19 protein-coding genes, 1 tRNA gene and 1 riboswitch are annotated in these 15,811 nt (G+C 69.8%); of the genes, 11 read left to right on the forward strand and 9 right to left on the reverse strand.

Annotated elements, in window-relative coordinates; translation table 11 throughout:
- Positions 1–139 precede the first annotated feature (139 nt).
- Together ACIP5M_RS00500 and ACIP5M_RS00505 are read right to left on the reverse strand one after the other, a co-directional pair.
- On the reverse strand, positions 140–493 hold the full coding sequence (locus tag ACIP5M_RS00500; protein WP_401191812.1) for a DUF488 domain-containing protein: 354 nt from the start codon (positions 491–493) through the stop codon (positions 140–142).
- Positions 494–507: 14 nt separating this feature from the next.
- Positions 508–948, reverse strand: coding sequence for a hypothetical protein (locus ACIP5M_RS00505; protein WP_401190378.1), 441 nt, complete (start codon positions 946–948; stop codon positions 508–510).
- Between the two features lie 205 nt (positions 949–1,153).
- Here ACIP5M_RS00505 and ACIP5M_RS00510 point away from each other — a divergent pair, with 205 nt between their 5' ends.
- A complete protein-coding gene (locus ACIP5M_RS00510; RefSeq protein ID WP_401190380.1) occupies positions 1,154–1,906 on the forward strand; it encodes an MBL fold metallo-hydrolase in 753 nt (250 codons plus the stop codon).
- Between the two features lie 71 nt (positions 1,907–1,977).
- On the opposite strand, the gene ACIP5M_RS00515 is transcribed toward ACIP5M_RS00510, so the two are convergent.
- Together ACIP5M_RS00515 and ACIP5M_RS00520 are read right to left on the reverse strand one after the other, a co-directional pair.
- Complete coding sequence (locus tag ACIP5M_RS00515) at positions 1,978–3,243, reverse strand: PTS transporter subunit EIIC (protein ID WP_401190382.1); 1,266 nt, start codon at positions 3,241–3,243, stop codon at positions 1,978–1,980.
- Positions 3,244–3,493: 250 nt separating this feature from the next.
- Entirely contained in the window at positions 3,494–4,795 is a 1,302-nt protein-coding gene (locus ACIP5M_RS00520; RefSeq protein ID WP_401190384.1) for a PTS transporter subunit EIIC, read from the reverse strand.
- A 232-nt stretch (positions 4,796–5,027) separates the two neighbouring features.
- Between ACIP5M_RS00520 and ACIP5M_RS00525 the strand changes: the two genes are divergently transcribed.
- The 4 genes from ACIP5M_RS00525 (at position 5,028) to rdgB (ending at position 7,234) form a co-directional block, all read left to right on the forward strand.
- Positions 5,028–5,261 (forward strand): glucose PTS transporter subunit EIIB, encoded by a 234-nt coding sequence (locus ACIP5M_RS00525; RefSeq protein WP_112449866.1) that lies wholly within the window; start codon positions 5,028–5,030, stop codon positions 5,259–5,261.
- 142 nt (positions 5,262–5,403) lie between these two features.
- Positions 5,404–6,135: a ribonuclease PH gene (gene rph, locus ACIP5M_RS00530; RefSeq protein ID WP_382648184.1), complete on the forward strand. Its 732-nt coding sequence runs from the start codon at positions 5,404–5,406 to the stop codon at positions 6,133–6,135.
- Between the two features lie 84 nt (positions 6,136–6,219).
- The gene (locus ACIP5M_RS00535; protein WP_401190387.1) at positions 6,220–6,600 is read left to right on the forward strand and encodes a hypothetical protein; all 381 of its coding nucleotides are present in this window, start codon (positions 6,220–6,222) and stop codon (positions 6,598–6,600) included.
- Between the two features lie 7 nt (positions 6,601–6,607).
- Positions 6,608–7,234: an RdgB/HAM1 family non-canonical purine NTP pyrophosphatase gene (rdgB, locus tag ACIP5M_RS00540; RefSeq protein ID WP_401190388.1), complete on the forward strand. Its 627-nt coding sequence runs from the start codon at positions 6,608–6,610 to the stop codon at positions 7,232–7,234.
- 42 nt (positions 7,235–7,276) lie between these two features.
- Here rdgB and ACIP5M_RS00545 read toward each other — a convergent pair.
- From ACIP5M_RS00545 to bcp, 4 genes are all read right to left on the reverse strand, one after another.
- Positions 7,277–7,352 (reverse strand) — tRNA-Leu (locus ACIP5M_RS00545).
- A 48-nt stretch (positions 7,353–7,400) separates the two neighbouring features.
- On the reverse strand, positions 7,401–7,886 hold the full coding sequence (locus ACIP5M_RS00550; RefSeq protein WP_401190389.1) for an HNH endonuclease: 486 nt from the start codon (positions 7,884–7,886) through the stop codon (positions 7,401–7,403).
- On the reverse strand, positions 7,883–8,530 hold the full coding sequence (locus ACIP5M_RS00555; RefSeq protein WP_401190390.1) for an HNH endonuclease signature motif containing protein: 648 nt from the start codon (positions 8,528–8,530) through the stop codon (positions 7,883–7,885). The genes ACIP5M_RS00550 and ACIP5M_RS00555 overlap by 4 nt, the downstream gene beginning before the upstream one ends.
- 142 nt (positions 8,531–8,672) lie before the next feature.
- Positions 8,673–9,140: a thioredoxin-dependent thiol peroxidase gene (gene bcp / locus ACIP5M_RS00560; protein WP_401190392.1), complete on the reverse strand. Its 468-nt coding sequence runs from the start codon at positions 9,138–9,140 to the stop codon at positions 8,673–8,675.
- 101 nt (positions 9,141–9,241) lie between these two features.
- Between bcp and ACIP5M_RS00565 the strand changes: the two genes are divergently transcribed.
- The 3 genes from ACIP5M_RS00565 to ACIP5M_RS00575 all read left to right on the forward strand — a co-directional run bounded on the left by ACIP5M_RS00565 (position 9,242) and on the right by ACIP5M_RS00575 (position 10,407).
- The gene (locus ACIP5M_RS00565) at positions 9,242–9,562 is read left to right on the forward strand and encodes a DUF3618 domain-containing protein (RefSeq protein WP_401190394.1); all 321 of its coding nucleotides are present in this window, start codon (positions 9,242–9,244) and stop codon (positions 9,560–9,562) included.
- 22 nt (positions 9,563–9,584) lie between these two features.
- Positions 9,585–9,926, forward strand: coding sequence for a GroES family chaperonin (locus ACIP5M_RS00570; protein WP_401190396.1), 342 nt, complete (start codon positions 9,585–9,587; stop codon positions 9,924–9,926).
- A gap of 57 nt (positions 9,927–9,983) precedes the next feature.
- Positions 9,984–10,055, forward strand: a riboswitch (guanidine-III (ykkC-III) riboswitch).
- A 31-nt stretch (positions 10,056–10,086) separates the two neighbouring features.
- Positions 10,087–10,407 carry a DMT family transporter gene (locus ACIP5M_RS00575; protein WP_401190398.1) on the forward strand — a complete coding sequence of 107 codons (321 nt, stop codon included), beginning with the start codon at positions 10,087–10,089 and terminating at the stop codon, positions 10,405–10,407.
- 12 nt (positions 10,408–10,419) lie between these two features.
- On the opposite strand, the gene ACIP5M_RS00580 is transcribed toward ACIP5M_RS00575, so the two are convergent.
- The gene (locus tag ACIP5M_RS00580; RefSeq protein ID WP_401190400.1) at positions 10,420–12,864 is read right to left on the reverse strand and encodes a transglycosylase domain-containing protein; all 2,445 of its coding nucleotides are present in this window, start codon (positions 12,862–12,864) and stop codon (positions 10,420–10,422) included.
- Between the two features lie 174 nt (positions 12,865–13,038).
- Between ACIP5M_RS00580 and ACIP5M_RS00585 the strand changes: the two genes are divergently transcribed.
- The 3 genes from ACIP5M_RS00585 to ACIP5M_RS00595 are packed head-to-tail and all read left to right on the forward strand — an operon-like array spanning position 13,039 to position 15,697.
- On the forward strand, positions 13,039–13,866 hold the full coding sequence (locus ACIP5M_RS00585) for an ABC transporter permease (RefSeq protein ID WP_401190402.1): 828 nt from the start codon (positions 13,039–13,041) through the stop codon (positions 13,864–13,866).
- The gene (locus ACIP5M_RS00590; protein ID WP_401190404.1) at positions 13,859–14,728 is read left to right on the forward strand and encodes an ABC transporter permease; all 870 of its coding nucleotides are present in this window, start codon (positions 13,859–13,861) and stop codon (positions 14,726–14,728) included. The genes ACIP5M_RS00585 and ACIP5M_RS00590 overlap by 8 nt, the downstream gene beginning before the upstream one ends.
- A 6-nt stretch (positions 14,729–14,734) precedes the next feature.
- Entirely contained in the window at positions 14,735–15,697 is a 963-nt protein-coding gene (locus ACIP5M_RS00595) for an ATP-binding cassette domain-containing protein (RefSeq protein WP_401190406.1), read from the forward strand.
- The last annotated feature ends 114 nt before the right edge of the window (positions 15,698–15,811 follow it).

Below are 15,811 nucleotides of genomic sequence, written 5' to 3' on the forward strand. Positions count from 1 at the left end.
CACCTCCGACCCTCGAGCCCCGCTGCGGGCCGGGACGCCGAGCGCAGGCCCCGGCCCGCAGCGTGCCAGGGCCCCGGCCCGCAGGCGTCAGAGCCCCGGCCGGCCCGCAGCGTGTCAGGGCCCCGCGGCCCGCAGCGTGTCAGGACCGCCCGGACCGTGCGCCCAGCAGCTCCGCGAGGATCGCCGCATGGCTCGACTCCGGCTCCTTGACCGCGGTCAGCAGGGTGACCGGGCCCGCCGCGACCAGCGCGCGCAGGCGGTCCAGCTCCGCCACCGCTTCCGGCTCCGCCAGCTCCGCCTCGTACCGCTTGCGGAACTCCCCGGCCGACCCTCCGTCGTGGAACCACTTGCGCAGCTCCCCGGACGGCGTCACCGCCTTCGGCCACTCGTCCACCCCCGCCGCCTCCTTCGACAGACCCCGCGGCCACAGCCGGTCCACCAGCACGCGCACGCCGTCCGCCTCCGGCTCGGGCGCCTCGTACACCCTCCGCATCCGGATCGCCTTCTTCACCCGCCACCTCCCAGTCCCCTGACCTCGTCCCACACCGCCGGATCCAGCACGCCCATCCGCGTACGGAACTCCCACAGCGACACCTCCACCGGCCGGTCCGCCTCCAGGAAACCGGCCCGGCCGTGCTGCGCGCCCACCGTCCCCGGCGGCAGCGGGATCACCCCGGCCCGCCGGTCGTCGTACTTGCCGGTGATCCACGCGACCCGCGCCCGCCGCACCCGTACCGGCCCCAGCGCCAGGACCAGGCACATCCGCCCGTCCACCAGAGACCACATCTCACCCGGCCGGGGCCGCGGCGGCGGCCCGGTCCCGTGCCCGGGCGGCGGCTCCGGCGCGGGCGGCGCCCGGCGCGGCGGCCCCGGCCGCGCCCCGGCGACCAGCACCACCAGCGCCACGGCCACGACCGCGGCCACCGCCGGCCACCAGGACGTGTCCATGCTTCGACCGTAGCCGCGCGGGAAGGCCCCGGCATGGCAACGTGGGGCAACGTCCGTACCCACCATCGCTCCCTCGGGTGACAGCACAGGTGATTCCCCCCACAACGGCCCGCCGCGGAGGAGCGACCGGCCGTTTCGCGCCTTACGCTCGACCCACGCACGGCCCGCATTCCGTCCACGGACCGTCCACGGAGGTTCACGCTCCATGAAGCTCACCGTCGTCGGCTGTTCGGGGTCGTTCCCGTCCGCGGAATCGGCCTGTTCGAGCTACCTCGTCGAGGCCGACGGCTTCCGGCTGCTCCTCGACATGGGCAACGGCGCCCTCGGCGAGCTGCAGCGCCACATCGGCCTCTACGACCTCGACGCGATCTTCCTGAGCCATCTGCACGCCGATCACTGCATCGACATGTGCGCCTACTTCGTCGCCCGCTTCTACCGGCACGAGGGCGGCCGCTGCGGCACCATCCCGGTCTTCGGGCCCGAGGGCACCGAAAGGCGCCTGTCCGCCGCCTACGACGACGTGCCCGACGAGCGCTCGATGAGCGAGGTCTTCGACTTCCGTACGCTCAAGCCGGGCAACTTCGAGATCGGCCCCTTCCAGATCCGCGCCGAGCGGGTCAGCCACCCGGTCGAGGCGTACGGCATCCGCATCGAGCACGGCGGCCGCTCGCTCACGTACTCCGGGGACACCGGGGCCTGCCCCGAGCTGGGCCTGCTCGCCCAGGACACCGACCTCTTCCTGTGCGAGGCCTCCTTCACGCACGGCAAGGAGGACATCCCCGACCTCCACCTCAACGGCCGCGAGGCCGGCGAGTACGCCCGGGGCGGCCGGGTCGGCCGGCTCGTCCTCACCCACATCCCGCCGTGGACGGACGCCGAGCAGAACCTCGCCGACGCCCGCGCGGTCTACGACGGCCGCGTCGACCTGGCGTACTCGGGCGCCGTCTACGAGGTCTGAGGCGCCGGACGTACGACGATGCCCCGCCCTCCCTTCCGGGAGAGCGGGGCATCGTGGTGGAGCGGGGCTGCCTACTTGGCCTCGGCCTTCGCCATCTCGGCGAGCTCCTCGTCGGACTCGCGGCCCGGCGTCGGAAGGTTGAACTTGACGATCGCGAAGCGGAAGACCACGTAGTAGACCAGGCCGAAGGCCAGGCCGACCGGGATCAGCATCCACGGCTGGGTCGACTTGCTCCAGCTCAGGCCCATGTCGATCAGACCGGCCGAGAAGGTGAAGCCGCCGTGGATGCCCAGCGCCCAGGTGATCGCCATGGACAGCGCGGTCAGGACGGCGTGGATCGCGTACAGCAGCGGGGCGATGAACATGAAGGAGAACTCGATCGGCTCGGTCACACCGGTGACGAACGAGGTCAGCGCGAGCGAGACCATCATGCCCGTGACCACCTTGCGGCGCTCGGGACGGGCGCAGTGTGCGATGGCCAGGGCGGCGGCCGGCAGACCGAACATCATGATCGGGTAGAAGCCGGTCATGAACAGACCGGCGTTCGGGTCGCCCGCGAAGAAGCGGTTCAGGTCACCGTGGACGACCTCGCCCGCGGCGTTGTTGAAGTCACCGATCTGGAACCAGGCGACGGTGTTGACGAACTGGTGCATGCCGATCGGGATCAGGCCGCGGTTGATGAGGCCGAACAGACCCGCGCCGCCGGCGCCCAGGCCGGTCATCCACTCGCCGAAGTCGGAGATGACCCCGCCGATCGGCTCCCAGACCAGGCCGAAGAAGACACCGACGATGACGCCGACGAAGGCCATGATCATCGGGACCAGGCGGCGGCCGTTGAAGAAGCCAAGCCAGTCGACCAGCTTGGTGCGGTGGAAGCGCTGCCACAGCACGGCGGCCAGCAGACCCATGATGATGCCGCCGAGGACGCCCGGGTTGTTGTACGTCGCGGCGACGTCGACACCCTTGTTCTCGGTGGTGTTGACGACGGCCTCGGTCACGGGGAACGCGGTCAGTACGTTCTTGTAGACGAGGAAGCCGACCATCGCCGCCAGGGCGGTCGAGCCGTCGGCCTTCTTGGCGAAGCCGATGGCGACACCGATGCAGAAGAGCAGCGGAAGGTTGGCGAAGACCGCGTCACCGGCGGTGGCGAACACCGAGGCGACCTTGGTCCAGCCCAGACCGTCCTTGCCGAACACGTCCGGCTGGCCGAGGCGCAGCAGGATGCCGGCGGCGGGAAGGACCGCGATCGGCAGCTGAAGGCTGCGGCCGATCTTCTGCAGGCCCTGCATCAGGCCGGCGCCCCACTTCTTGGCGGGCGCGGCGGTAGCCGTACTCATCAACTTCCTCCATTGGGCAAGGCACCGCCAGGGAAAGAAGAAGGGGACGGCGGCGGCGTCTCAGAAAGGGAGACCACGGCTGCTCCGCATGCGCATGGTCTACACCATTCGGTGGTGTAGACCAGTTGTAGCACGGTCGGGGTTAGATAAGGAACCTTCGATTTCCTATGGTCTAAACCACATGGCGAAGGGCCCTCGGATCGAAGGATCCGGGGGCCCCTGAGGCCCGGGCCGCAAGGCCCGACCACTCCTACGCCTTCACGTTCTCCGCCTGCATCGCCGCGATCTCCTCATCCGACTCCCGCCCCGGCGTCGGGATGTCGAACTTCGTGATCGCGAACCGGAAGATCACGTAGTAGACGAGCGCGAAGCACAGCCCGATCGGGATGATCAGCCACGGCTTCGTCGCCAGCTTCCAGTTGATGACGTAATCGATCAGACCCGCCGAGAAGGTGAATCCGTCGTGCACACCCAGGGCCCACGTCACCGCCATCGACACCCCCGTCAACACCGCGTGGACCGCGTACAGGGCCGGCGCCAGAAAGAGGAACGAGTACTCCAGCGGCTCGGTGATCCCGGTGACGAAGGACGTCAGGCCGACCGACAGCATCAGGCCCCCGATCTCCTTCCGCCGCTGCGGCTTCGCGCAGTGCGTGATCGCCAGCGCCGCCGCCGGAAGCGCGAACATCATGATCGGGAAGAAGCCGGACAGGAACAGGCCGGCGTCCGGGTCACCGTGCAGGAACATGTTGACGTCGCCGTGGTACGTCTCCCCCTGCGGCGTGGTGTACGAGCCGAGCTGATAGAAGAGCGGCACGTTCAGGAACTGGTGCAGGCCGATCACCAGCAGCGCCCGGTTCGCCACCCCGAAGATGCCCGCACCCCACGAGCCCAGGTCGGTCAGCCAGTCGGACAGGCTCTCCAGCGCATCACCGACCGGCGGCCAGATCCACAGACACAGGACGGCGAACGCGATCGCGACGAAGGACATGATGATCGGCACCAGCCGCCGGCCGTTGAAGAAGCCGAGCCAGTCGACCAGCTTCACCCGGTGGTACCGCTGCCAGAACCAGGCCGCCAGCAGCCCCATGATGATGCCGCCGAAGACCCCGGGGTTCTGGTACGTGAACCCGTTGAAGGTGTCACCCTGTCCCAGGCAGCCCCCCGCGAGGGTCTTCGTCCCGGCCGGACACTCGTCCGGGAACGCGTGCAGCACCCCCCGGTAGACCAGAAAGCCCGCGACCGCCGCCAGCGCCGTCGAACCGTCGGCCTTCTTGGCCATCCCGATCGCGACGCCGATGCAGAAGAGGAGCGGCAGGCCCAGGTCGGCGTTCAGCAGCGCTTCGCCCGCGCCCTTCATGACCCTGGCGACGTCCGTCCAGTTCAGGCCGTCCTTACCGAAGACGTCGTCCTGCCCGAGCCGGTTGAGGATCCCTGCCGCGGGCAGGACGGCGATCGGAAGCTGAAGACTCCGCCCCATCTTCTGCAGCCCCTGGAACGCACCGTTCCACCGCTTCTGCTCCGGCGCTGCTGCGGCGCTGTTCGCGCTCATCGGCGTCCTCCCTGACCGGCCCGTTTTTGGCAGCCGCGGCACGTGCGGCACACTGGTGTAGACCAGTCGTGGGCAGGCTGCTTCTGCTGATCGTCATCCTTCGGCAGATACCGGTCATGTGCTCGTGTAGATGGGCCAACCGTGCGTTAACGTGACGAAGCGGAGCGCACAGGTGGGACACCGCGAACCTGGCCGCCGAGACCCGTTCTTCGTAAAACGCAGGGAGAAACACATGGCCACCAAGGCTGAGAAGATCGTCGCCGGGCTCGGCGGCATCGAGAACATCGAAGAGGTCGAGGGCTGCATCACCCGCCTGCGCACCGAGGTCATCGACCCGAGCAAGGTCGACGAAGCCGCACTGAAGGCCGCCGGCGCCCACGGCGTCGTCAAGATGGGCACCGCGATCCAGGTCGTCATCGGCACCGACGCCGACCCGATCGCCGCCGACATCGAAGACATGATGTAACCAGGGCCCCCAAGCCCACCTGGGCTTACCAGCCCACCCGGGCCCATGAGCCCACCCGGGCCCACCAGCCCGCCGCGGACCCCGTACCGGACCCACCCGGACGGGGTCCTCGCGTACCACCACAACGGCTAGGCTCGGGAGCATGTCTCGCATCGACGGCCGTACGCCCGAACAGCTCCGCCCGGTCACCATCGAACGCGGATGGAGCAAGCACGCCGAGGGCTCCGTCCTCATCTCCTTCGGAGACACCAAGGTCTTCTGCACCGCCTCCTTCACCGAAGGCGTCCCGCGCTGGCGCAAGGGCAGCGGCGAAGGCTGGGTCACCTCCGAGTACTCGATGCTGCCCCGCTCCACCAACACCCGCGGCGACCGCGAATCCGTCCGCGGCAAGATCGGCGGCCGCACCCACGAGATCTCCCGCCTCATCGGCCGCTCGCTGCGCGCCGTCATCGACTACAAGGCCCTCGGCGAGAACACCATCGTCCTGGACTGCGACGTCCTCCAGGCCGACGGCGGCACCCGCACCGCCGCCATCACCGGCGCCTACGTCGCCCTCGCCGACGCCGTCGCCTGGGGCCAGAAGAAGAAGCTCATCAAGGCCGGCCGCAAGCCGCTCACCGGCACCGTCGCCGCCGTCAGCGTCGGCATCGTCGACGGCGTCCCGCTCCTCGACCTCTGCTACGAGGAGGACGTGCGCGCCGAGACCGACATGAACGTGGTCTGCACCGGCGACGGCCGCTTCGTCGAGGTCCAGGGCACCGCCGAGGGCGAGCCCTTCGACCGCAAGGAGCTCAACGCCCTCCTCGACCTCGCCGCCGGCGGCTGCGCGGACCTGGAAGCCCTTCAGCTGAGCGCGCTGGAACTGGAGCTCTAGCCCCCGCGTCTACGAAGATACGGGCGCACGGTGTCACAGCCGTGCGCCCGTCCACGTATCCGAGCACCCCCGGGGGAGAACCGAATGAAGCTCCGCATCGCGGCGGTGGCCGCTGCCGCCGTACTGACCCTGCCGGCCCTGACGGCCTGTGACGCGATCTCCACGGCGATGGACTGCGCCAACACGGCGGTCGCCATAACCGACGGCGCCAACGACCTCCAGCAGGCCGTCTCCCAGGCCGGCAACAGCCCGCAGGACGCCCAGAACGCGCTCAACCAGATCGAGACGAACCTCAAGAAGATCGGCGACCAGACGGACAACGCCGACCTGGGCAAGGCCATCAACTCGATGAACACGGCCGTCAAGAACGTCCGTACCGCCATCGAACAGGGCAACCCGACCCCGGACATCAAGCCGGTCGCGGACGCCGCGAGCGAGATCTCCAAGGTCTGCACCCCGGGATAATGAGGGCATGACCTCGACGCCCGAGAACCCGCCCGCCCGCCTGATCCTGGCCACCCGCAACGCGGGCAAGGTCTCCGAACTGCGCGCCATCCTTTCCGACGCCGGCCTGCCGCACGAGCTGGTCGGCGCGGACGCGTACCCGGAGATCCCGGACGTCAAGGAAACCGGCATCTCCTTCGCCGAGAACGCCCTCCTCAAGGCCCACGCCCTCGCCCGGGCCACCGGCCTCCCGGCGGTCGCCGACGACTCCGGCCTCTGCGTCGACGTCCTGAACGGCGCCCCCGGCATCTTCTCCGCCCGCTGGGCCGGCCGCCACGGCGACGACAAGGCCAACCTGGACCTGCTCCTGGCCCAGCTGTCGGACATCGCGGACGAACACCGCGGAGCCCACTTCGCGTGCGCGGCGGCCCTGGCCCTCCCGGACGGCACCGAACGCGTCGTCGAGGGCCGCCTCCTGGGCACCCTCCGCCACACCCCGTCGGGCACGGGCGGCTTCGGCTACGACCCGATCCTCCAGCCCCTGAACGACACCCGCACCTGCGCGGAACTCACCCCGGCGGAGAAGAACGCCATCTCCCACCGAGGCCAGGCCTTCCGCGCCCTGGTCCCCTTCGTCCGCGCCCTCCTGGGCTGAAACGGCGAGACCGGGTCCCCCGATCAGGGACCCGGCCTCGTTTGGTACGCCCGGTCGGATTCGAACCGACATACGTGGCCACCTAAAGACCACCGCTAACCAGGTCGCGTACGGGCGCGAGCACTGGACACTCTACTGCGCACCGCGCCGTACAAGGGAAACGGCATTACCGATTGTGTCGTCCACCACGACACCACGTACTGGTGACCGCATGGCAGTTGGGGCACAACAGGCGCAGGTTCTCTCGCCGGTCGTCGCTCCGGTCGCCATTGATGTGGTCAACCTCCAGCGTCATGGGGCGCCCCCGCCACTCAGGAGGGGTGCCGCACCGGTCGCAGCGGTCAGGGGTTCCGATATCCCGAAGGGCACGGCGTAAGAGCTCAGTGCCCGTTCGCTGGGTTCCGCTCCGGTCGACTAGGACGTCGTCTGCCGCCTTGGGCGGCCTGGTCCCGGCCTTGCCGCGTTGATGCCCTTGGCCGAGGAAGTGCGACGTGTCGTGTCCCTCCTCCGTGATCCACCTGCGCAAGTGGGCGCGCTGCCCGCCATGATCGGGGAACCCCAGAATCCGGAGGGTTCCTGCGAAGCTGGCCGACTCGGCGATTGCCTGGGCCAGTTCCTCTCGCGAGGGTCGATCGTGGCGTTGGTTTTTCATCGCCGCCCCTTGCCACGGCCTCGGTACGAATCCGTCGTGGAGTGGCAGTTGGGGCACAGTAGCCGCAGGTTTTCCCGGCGGTTGTCGCGCCAGTCGCCGTTGATGTGATCGACCTCCAAGGGTAGGGGCTGACCCATCCACACAGTGGTGGTGCCGCAATCGGCACAGCGCTCCTCAACGCCGAGATCAAGCAGCGCGCGGCGGAGCATGGTGTTCGGGGTGCGTCTAGCCTGACGCGTGTCGTCCCTGCGGAGGATCTCGTCCGCTGTACGCCGTCGATTGCTGTCAGGCGAGCGGTTCGTCCGGGACGGACCGGTGAAGTGCGACGTGTCGATGCCCAGCACGCGGACCCGGCGGCTGATGTGGGCGTGGTGCCCGCCTACAGCGTCGAGCCCCAGGCGCCGCAGGACCTCGTACATGTTGCTGGAGGCGCTGACCGCCTCCTCCAGGATCGCGCGGGTCCAGCGGTTCCCGTCGCGCTCGAAGTGCGAGGTGTCCACTCCGAGCTGGTTCATCCGCCTGCGTATGTACTCACGCGAGCCGCTTTTCGGGTCGACTCCCAGTTGCTCCAGTGCCTCCGTCAGAGTGCGCGACGTACTCGCCACCTTCGCCAGGCGTTCCTGGGTGTATGGGCTGATCGGCATACCGACCCCTCTCCGTCCCCGGCCGCGTGTGCGGCTCTCGTACGGAGTAACGGACCGATAGTCGGACGGTTACGGGCTGTTTTGGCCGATAAACGGAGCGGCCCGCACCGGTTGGGTGTGGGCCGCTCCGAGGGGGGCTGGGTCAGATGCCCAGGTCCTTGATGATCTTGGCTACGTGACCGGTGGCCTTGACGTTGTAGAAGGCGTGCTCGACCTTGCCGTCCTCGTCGACGACCACCGTGGAGCGGATCACCCCGGTCACCGTCTTGCCGTACAGCTTCTTCTCGCCGAAGGCGCCGTACGCCGCCAGCGTCTCCTTCTCCGGGTCGCCGACCAGAGTGACCTTCAGGTGCTCCTGCTCGCGGAACTTCGCGAGCTTCTCCGGCTTGTCGGGGGAGACGCCGATGACGTCGTAGCCGGCCGTGGCCAGGACGTCCAGGTTGTCCGTGAAGTCGCAGGCCTGCTTCGTGCAGCCCGGCGTCAGCGCCGCCGGGTAGAAGTAGACGATGACCTTGCGGCCCTTGTGGTCGGCGAGGGAGACCTCGTTGCCGTCCGCGTCCGGCAGGGTGAAGGCGGGGGCGGTGTCGCCCGGCTGAAGTCGTTCACTCATGTCCACAGTCTCCTCGGGAGGGCATCGGTATGCCACGAGACTAAGCTGACAGCCTGTTCACTTACGAGCACGACCACGACCACGACGACGGAGGCAGCGCGGTGCCGGAAGCCAGGACCCCCGCACAGATCGAGGCGGACATCGTCCGCCGCCGCGAGCAGCTCGCCGAGACGCTCGACGAGATCGGTGTGCGCATGCACCCGAAGACGATCATCGGGGACGCGAAGGCACGGGTCGCCTCGACGGTCGACCACACCGCCGGGCGCGCGTTCGTCGCGGTGAACCGTCTCGTGACGGACGTGTCCGACGGACTGCGCCACGAGGACGGGGCCCCGCGCGTGGAGCGGATCGTGCCGGTGGCGCTGCTGGCCGCCGGTGTGATCGGGCTGGTCGTGCTGTCGGTGCGGCGCAAGCGCCGATGACGTCCTCAGGTAGGTTCAAGGCGTGAGCGAGAACACCACCCACGACAAGCTGCCCATCCGCATGCTGCACGACCGCGTGCTCGTGAAGTCCGACCTGCCGGAGGGCGAGCGCCGCTCCGGCGGCGGCATCCTCATTCCGGCGACGGCCGCGGTGGGCAAGCGGCTGGCCTGGGCCGAGGTGGTCGCGGTCGGGCAGAACGTCCGCACCGTCGAACCCGGTGACCGGGTGCTGTACGACCCGGAGGACCGGGCCGAGGTCGAGGTGCGGGGGGCGACGTACGTGCTGATGCGCGAGCGGGACCTGCACGCCGTGGCCGCGGAGCGGCTGGAGGGCGCGAAGGATTCCACCGGGCTGTACCTCTGACTCTGAGGCGGTGGAGAGAGCGGGAAAGGGCCGGTGGCGGACGTCACCGGCCCTTTCGCATGCCCTTTGCTACGGTGGTGGGGAACCCCGACGAGACGCGCCGTACCGGGTACGACAAGACGACGCACCCCGTATCGCTCGACGTCTCGGAGGTGCCGTCATGGCATGGGTTCTTCTGATCGTGGCCGGTCTGCTCGAGGTCGGCTGGTCGATCGGCATGAAGTTCACGGAGGGCTTCACCCGGCTGTGGCCCAGTGTGTTCACGGGTGCCGGGATCGTCGCCAGCATGGTGCTGCTCTCGTACGCCGCCAAGTCGCTGCCCATCGGTACGGCGTACGGGGTGTGGGTGGGCATCGGTGCCGCCGGTGCGGCCGTGCTGGGCATGGCGGTGCTGGGTGAGCCCGTCACCGCCGCCCGGATCTTCTTCATCTGTCTGCTGCTGGTCGCCGTGGTGGGGCTGAAGGCGACCTCTGGTCACTGACCTTCACACTCACTACTCGAGGAATGCCGAGGGCGGTGCCGGGCGCAGGCCCTCTCTGCCGCCGGTGGAGCCCCTGCCCGCCGTGGTGCCGCCTTCGGTGCCCGTGCCCGTGCCGGCGCCTCCCTGGGTGCCCTCGGTGGCGCCGCCGTTGTCCTGGCCGCCCTGGGTCTGGCCGCCCTGGGTCTGTCCGCCCTGGGTCTGTCCGCCGTTGGTCTGGCCTCCTTGGTTCTGGCCGCCGTTGTCCTGGCCGCCGTTGTCCTGTCCGCCGTCCGGGGGTGTCGGGCGCCCCGGCCGGTTCGGCCGGTTGGGACGGCCCGGGCGGGTCGGGGGTTCCTCCTCCGGTGTCGCCTCCTCCGTCGGCTGCTCGGACGGGGCGGGCGGGAGGGTGGGGAGCGGCGCCCCGCCCGGCTGGAGTTCGAGGTCGAAGTCGACGGGGTCGGTGCCCTCGAGGGCCGTCTTCGTGTACTGGGCCCAGATCCGGGCGGGGTAGCCGCCCCCGCCGATCCGGGCGTCGCCGAGGGCTCCGTAGAGCGACTGGAGGGTTCCGGTGTCCGGGTCCTGGCCCATCATCGCGACCACGGTGACCAGGTCGGGGGTGTAGGCCGCGAACCACGCCGAGCGGTCCAGTTCGCCGGTGCCGGTCTTGCCGGCGGCCGGGTGCCCGGCGGCGAGGGCGGCCGTACCGGTGCCGTTGTCGACGACGCTGATCAGCATGGAGGTGGTGGTGTCGGCGGCCTCGCGGCTGACGGCCTGGGTGGGGGTGCGGTCGGGCAGGCCAATGGGATCGCCGCCCTTGGTGATCTTCTCCACGAAGGTGTAGGGGGTGCGGCGGCCGTGGTCGGCGAGGGTCGCGTAGGCCTGGGTCATGTCGAGGACGCTGGCCTGGAGGGTGCCCAGTGCCATGGCGGGGCCGGGGTCGAAGTTCGGGGTGTTCTCGGGGATGCCGAGGTCGACGGCGGTCTGTTTGACCTTCGTGGTGCCGACGTCGACGACCATCTGGGCGAAGACGGCGTTCACGGAGAGGTCGGTGGCGGTGTTGACGGTGATGTTGCCGTAGGAGACCTGCCCCTCGTTCTCGGGGGCGTAGGGGATCCGGGTGCCGACGACGCGGCGCCTGTTGTCGCCGTTGTAGATCGTGTTCGGGGTGATGCGGCGGCCGTCCTGGGTGCGGGAGTCGTTCTGGACGGCGGCCGCGAAGACGAACGGCTTGAAGGTGGAGGCGACCTGGTAGTCGTGCCGGGTCGCGTTGTTGACGTACTGCTTGGTGTAGTCGATGCCGCCGTACAGGGCGACGACCTTGCCGGTGGCGGGGTCGATGGAGACTCCGCCGGCGCGCACCAGGCGGTCGGCCTTGCGCGTTCCGGGGTCGAGTTTGCCGACCATCTGGTCGTCGACGGCTTCGACGAAGGCGTTCTGGCGGCGCCTGTCGATGGTGGTGGTGATGCGGTAGCCGCCTTCGGCGAGGGTTTTGTCGTCGAGGATCTCGCGTTCGACGAGGTAGTCCTTGACGGCCTCGACGAGGTATCCGCGCTGCCCGGACAGTCCGGCTGCGGCGCGGACCTTGCCCGGTTCGGGGAATTGCGTCGTCGCGCGTTCGGTGGCGGGCAGCCAGTCCTTCTTGACCATGCCGTCGAGTACGTAGTTCCAGCGGGCGAGGGCGCGGGCGCGGCTCTGGGGGTGGGAGACGACGTCGAAGGCGCTGGGGGAGTTGAGGAGGGTGGCGAGGTAGGCGCCCTCGGCGGTGGTGAGCCGGCCGACGTCCTTGCCGTAGTAGGCCTGGGCGGCGGCCTGGATGCCGTAGGCGTTGCGGCCGAAGTAGCTGGTGTTCAGGTAGCCCTCGAGGATGTATTGCTTGGACTTCTCGCGACCGAGTTTGATCGCGATGAAGAACTCCTTGACCTTGCGTTTGATCGTCTGTTCCTGGCCCAGGTAGTAGTTCTTGACGTACTGCTGGGTGATGGTGGATCCGGACTGGGTGCCCTTGCCGGTCGCGGTGTTCCAGGCGGCGCGGAGCATCGCCTTGGGGTCGACGGCCCGTTCGGAGTAGAAGTCCCGGTCTTCGGCGGCCAGTACGGCTTCCTGGACGGTCCGGGGGATCTGGGACAGCGGGACGTTGACGCGGTCGACCTCGCCGTCGCGGGCGATCTGGGAGCCGTCGGAGTAGAGGTAGACGTTGGACTGGGCGGTGGCGGCGGCGTTGGCCGGGGGGATGTCGACCAGCAGGTAGCCGGCGACGAGGGCGCCGCCGATCAGCAGGGCGAGGAGCAGGATGCCGCCCAGGAGCATGCGCCAGGTGGGCAGGGCGCGGCGCCAGCCGGTGCGCCTGCGGCGGGCCTTGGCGCCGGGGTGTCCCGGCCTCTGTGTGTGGTGGGTCTGCTGTACCGGGTGGGGTTGGTGTTCTTCGGGGGTGTCGGGGTCGCGAGGGGTCCAGCCAGGGGGTGGTGACTGGTCGCTCATCTCCGGGACTCCTCGACGCCGTGCGAAATATCCACTTCTGTACCTCATGGTGTCTACCCGATGACCGGTCATGACGCGCCGGACGGGGGTAAATCGGTCGCGTGGCTCGCCCCTCCGCACTAAGCTCGCGCGCTTTGGCCGACGTAGGAACGACGTGGGAAACGGAGGGATACGGTGCGTCAGGGCGCGCGTGAGAGGGCGGGGCTCTACCTGGCCGTCGCCGCGGGCGGGTTCCGCCGCTACGCCACCTACGGGATCGCGACGGCGGCCGGGGTGTTCACCAACACCGTGTTCGGGTTCATCCTCGCGTACACGTACATCGCGCTGTGGGACGAGCGGCCCGGGCTCGGCGGCTACGACCAGGCGCAGGCGCTGACCTTCGTATGGGTGAGCCAGGCGCTGCTCGCCGCGGGGGCGTTGATCGGGGGCGGGTTCCAGGAGGAGCTCCAGGAGCGTGTCCGTACGGGGGACATCGCCGTCGACCTGTACCGGCCGGCGGACCTCCAGATGTGGTGGCTTGCGGCCGACTTGGGGCGGGCGGCCTTCCAGTTGGCGGGGCGCGGGGTGGTCCCGCTGGCGGTCGGGGCGCTGGCGTTCCGGCTGGCGCTGCCCGCCGATCCGGTGCGCTGGCTGCTGTTCCTGGTCTCGGTCACGCTCGGGCTGGTGGTGAGTTTCGCGGTGCGCTACCTGCTGGGGCTGCTGGCCTTCTGGCTGTTGGACGGGGCCGGGATCAACATGGTGGCCACGGTCGTCTCGATCTTCTTCTCGGGGATGCTGCTGCCGCTGACCGTGTTCCCGGGCGGCTTCGGCGAGTTCGTCCGGGCGCTGCCGTGGGCGGCGATGCTGCAGGTGCCGATGGACGTGCTGATGGGCAGGCACGCGGGGGCCGGGGGCGCGGCGCAGGCGCTGGTGTTCCAGGCCGGGTGGGCGCTCGTACTGCTGGGCGCGGGACGGCTGTTGCAGTCGGCCGCGACGCGGAAGGTGGTGGTCCAGGGTGGCTGAGGCGGTACTGGAGCGGGAGCCGTCCACGGCGGTCCCGGAACTGCCGCGGCGCAGCCGTGCGCGGGAGGGGCTGCGCGGCTACGGGCTGATCGTGGCGATGTGGATCCGCTCGACGATGACGTACCGGACGTCGTTCCTGCTGTCGGCCTTCGGGAACGCGGCGATCACCCTCCTCGACTTCGTCGCGATCGCCATCATGTTCTCCCACGTGGACGTCCTGGGCGGGTTCACGCTGCCCGAGATCGCCCTGCTGTACGGGACCTGCACGGCCTCCCTGGGCCTGGCCGACCTGTTCCTCGGCAACACCCACCGGGTGGGCGTGCGGATCCGCGACGGCTCGCTCGACACGATGCTGGTGCGGCCGGTCCCGGTGCTCGCGCAGGTGGCGGCGGACCGATTCGCGCTGCGCCGCCTGGGGCGGTGCGTGCAGGGGCTGGGGGTGCTGGGCTGGGCGGTGTCGGTGCTGGACGTGGAGTGGACCGCCGGCAAGGTGCTGCTGGTGCCCGTGATGATCACGGCGGGGGCGGGGATCTTCGGGGCGGTGATGGTGGCGGGGGCGGCGTTCCAGTTCCTGGCCGGGGACGCGGCGGAGGTGCAGAACTCCTTCACGTACGGCGGCTGCACGATGCTCCAGTACCCGCCGTCGGTGTTCGCGAAGGACCTGCTGCGCGGGGTGACCTTCGTGGTTCCGCTGGCCTTCGTCAACTGGCTGCCGGCGCTGCACGTGCTGGGGCGGCCCGATCCGCTGGGGCTGCCGGAGTGGGTCGCGTACGCGAGCCCCCTGGTCGCCTTCGTGGTGTTCCTGCCCGCGTCGCTGGCGTGGCGCGCGGGAGTCCGTTCGTACCGAAGCACGGGGAGCTGAGTGCAGATGGCGGCCGAGGCACTGATCTCGTTGGACGGGGTCGAGAAGGTCTTTCACGTACGGCGCCGGGTGGGGCTGTGGCGTAGGGAGAAACGCCAGGTCAGGGCGGTGGACGGGATCGGCTTCGAGGTGGCGCGGGGGGAGATGGTGGGCTACATCGGGCCCAACGGCGCCGGGAAGTCGACCACGATCAAGATGCTGACCGGCATCCTGACGCCGAGCGGCGGCCGGCTGCGGGTGGCGGGCATCGACCCGGCGCGGGAGCGGATGCGGCTCGCGCACCGGATCGGGGTGGTCTTCGGGCAGCGCACGACGCTGTGGTGGGACCTTCCGCTGAAGGACTCGTACGGGCTGATGCGGCGGATGTACCGGATCCCGGCGGCGCGGTACCGGGAAAACCTGGAGCGCTGCGTGGACCGGCTGGACCTGGGCGAGCTGCTCGACGTCCCGGTGCGGCAGCTGTCGCTGGGGCAGCGGATGCGGGGGGACATCGCGGCGGCGCTGCTGCACGATCCGGACGTGCTCTACCTGGACGAGCCGACGATCGGGCTGGACGTGGTGAGCAAGGCGAAGGTACGGGGGTTCCTGCGGCAGCTGAACGAGGAGCTCGGGACGACGGTGCTGCTGACCACGCACGACCTGCAGGACATCGAGCAGCTGTGTGAGCGGGTGATGGTGATCGACCACGGGCGGATGATGTACGACGGGCCGCTGGACGGGCTGCACTCGGTCGCGGACGGGGAACGGACCCTGGTGGTGGACCTGGAGCGGGAGCTGGCGCCGATCGAGCTGGCGGGCGCGCGGGTGGTGAAGGTGGACGGGCCGCGGCAGTGGCTGGCGTTCCCGGCGGGGGCCTCGGCGGCGCCGCTGGTGGCGGAGGTGGCGGCGCGGTATCCGCTGGTGGACCTGTCGGTGCGGGAGCCGGACATCGAGGACGTGATCGCGCGGATGTACGCGGGGCGGGGCTGAGGCGGGGGCGGGGCCGGGGTCGGGGACCGGGATGCGGGGCGGGGCCGGGCCCAGGACCCCGGGGGCCGGGCCGAGGCGGATCCCGGGGATGAATCAGGGGGAAGCCGGGGACGG

Source organism: Streptomyces sp. NPDC088762 (assembly GCF_044750905.1).
GTDB lineage: Bacteria > Actinomycetota > Actinomycetes > Streptomycetales > Streptomycetaceae > Streptomyces.

Coding starts and splice junctions, on each gene's coding strand:
- ACIP5M_RS00510 (WP_401190380.1), top strand. CDS start 1,154: ATGAAGCTCACCGTCGTCGGCTGTTCGGGGTCGTTCCCGTCCGCGGAA.
- ACIP5M_RS00515 (WP_401190382.1), bottom strand. CDS start 3,243: ATGAGTACGGCTACCGCCGCGCCCGCCAAGAAGTGGGGCGCCGGCCTG.
- rdgB (WP_401190388.1), top strand. CDS start 6,608: ATGACCTCGACGCCCGAGAACCCGCCCGCCCGCCTGATCCTGGCCACC.
- ACIP5M_RS00505 (WP_401190378.1), bottom strand. CDS start 948: ATGGACACGTCCTGGTGGCCGGCGGTGGCCGCGGTCGTGGCCGTGGCG.
- ACIP5M_RS00525 (WP_112449866.1), top strand. CDS start 5,028: ATGGCCACCAAGGCTGAGAAGATCGTCGCCGGGCTCGGCGGCATCGAG.
- ACIP5M_RS00535 (WP_401190387.1), top strand. CDS start 6,220: ATGAAGCTCCGCATCGCGGCGGTGGCCGCTGCCGCCGTACTGACCCTG.
- bcp (WP_401190392.1), bottom strand. CDS start 9,140: ATGAGTGAACGACTTCAGCCGGGCGACACCGCCCCCGCCTTCACCCTG.
- ACIP5M_RS00500 (WP_401191812.1), bottom strand. CDS start 493: ATGCGGAGGGTGTACGAGGCGCCCGAGCCGGAGGCGGACGGCGTGCGC.
- ACIP5M_RS00550 (WP_401190389.1), bottom strand. CDS start 7,886: ATGAAAAACCAACGCCACGATCGACCCTCGCGAGAGGAACTGGCCCAG.
- ACIP5M_RS00555 (WP_401190390.1), bottom strand. CDS start 8,530: ATGCCGATCAGCCCATACACCCAGGAACGCCTGGCGAAGGTGGCGAGT.
- rph (WP_382648184.1), top strand. CDS start 5,404: ATGTCTCGCATCGACGGCCGTACGCCCGAACAGCTCCGCCCGGTCACC.
- ACIP5M_RS00580 (WP_401190400.1), bottom strand. CDS start 12,864: ATGAGCGACCAGTCACCACCCCCTGGCTGGACCCCTCGCGACCCCGAC.
- ACIP5M_RS00520 (WP_401190384.1), bottom strand. CDS start 4,795: ATGAGCGCGAACAGCGCCGCAGCAGCGCCGGAGCAGAAGCGGTGGAAC.
- ACIP5M_RS00575 (WP_401190398.1), top strand. CDS start 10,087: ATGGCATGGGTTCTTCTGATCGTGGCCGGTCTGCTCGAGGTCGGCTGG.
- ACIP5M_RS00595 (WP_401190406.1), top strand. CDS start 14,735: ATGGCGGCCGAGGCACTGATCTCGTTGGACGGGGTCGAGAAGGTCTTT.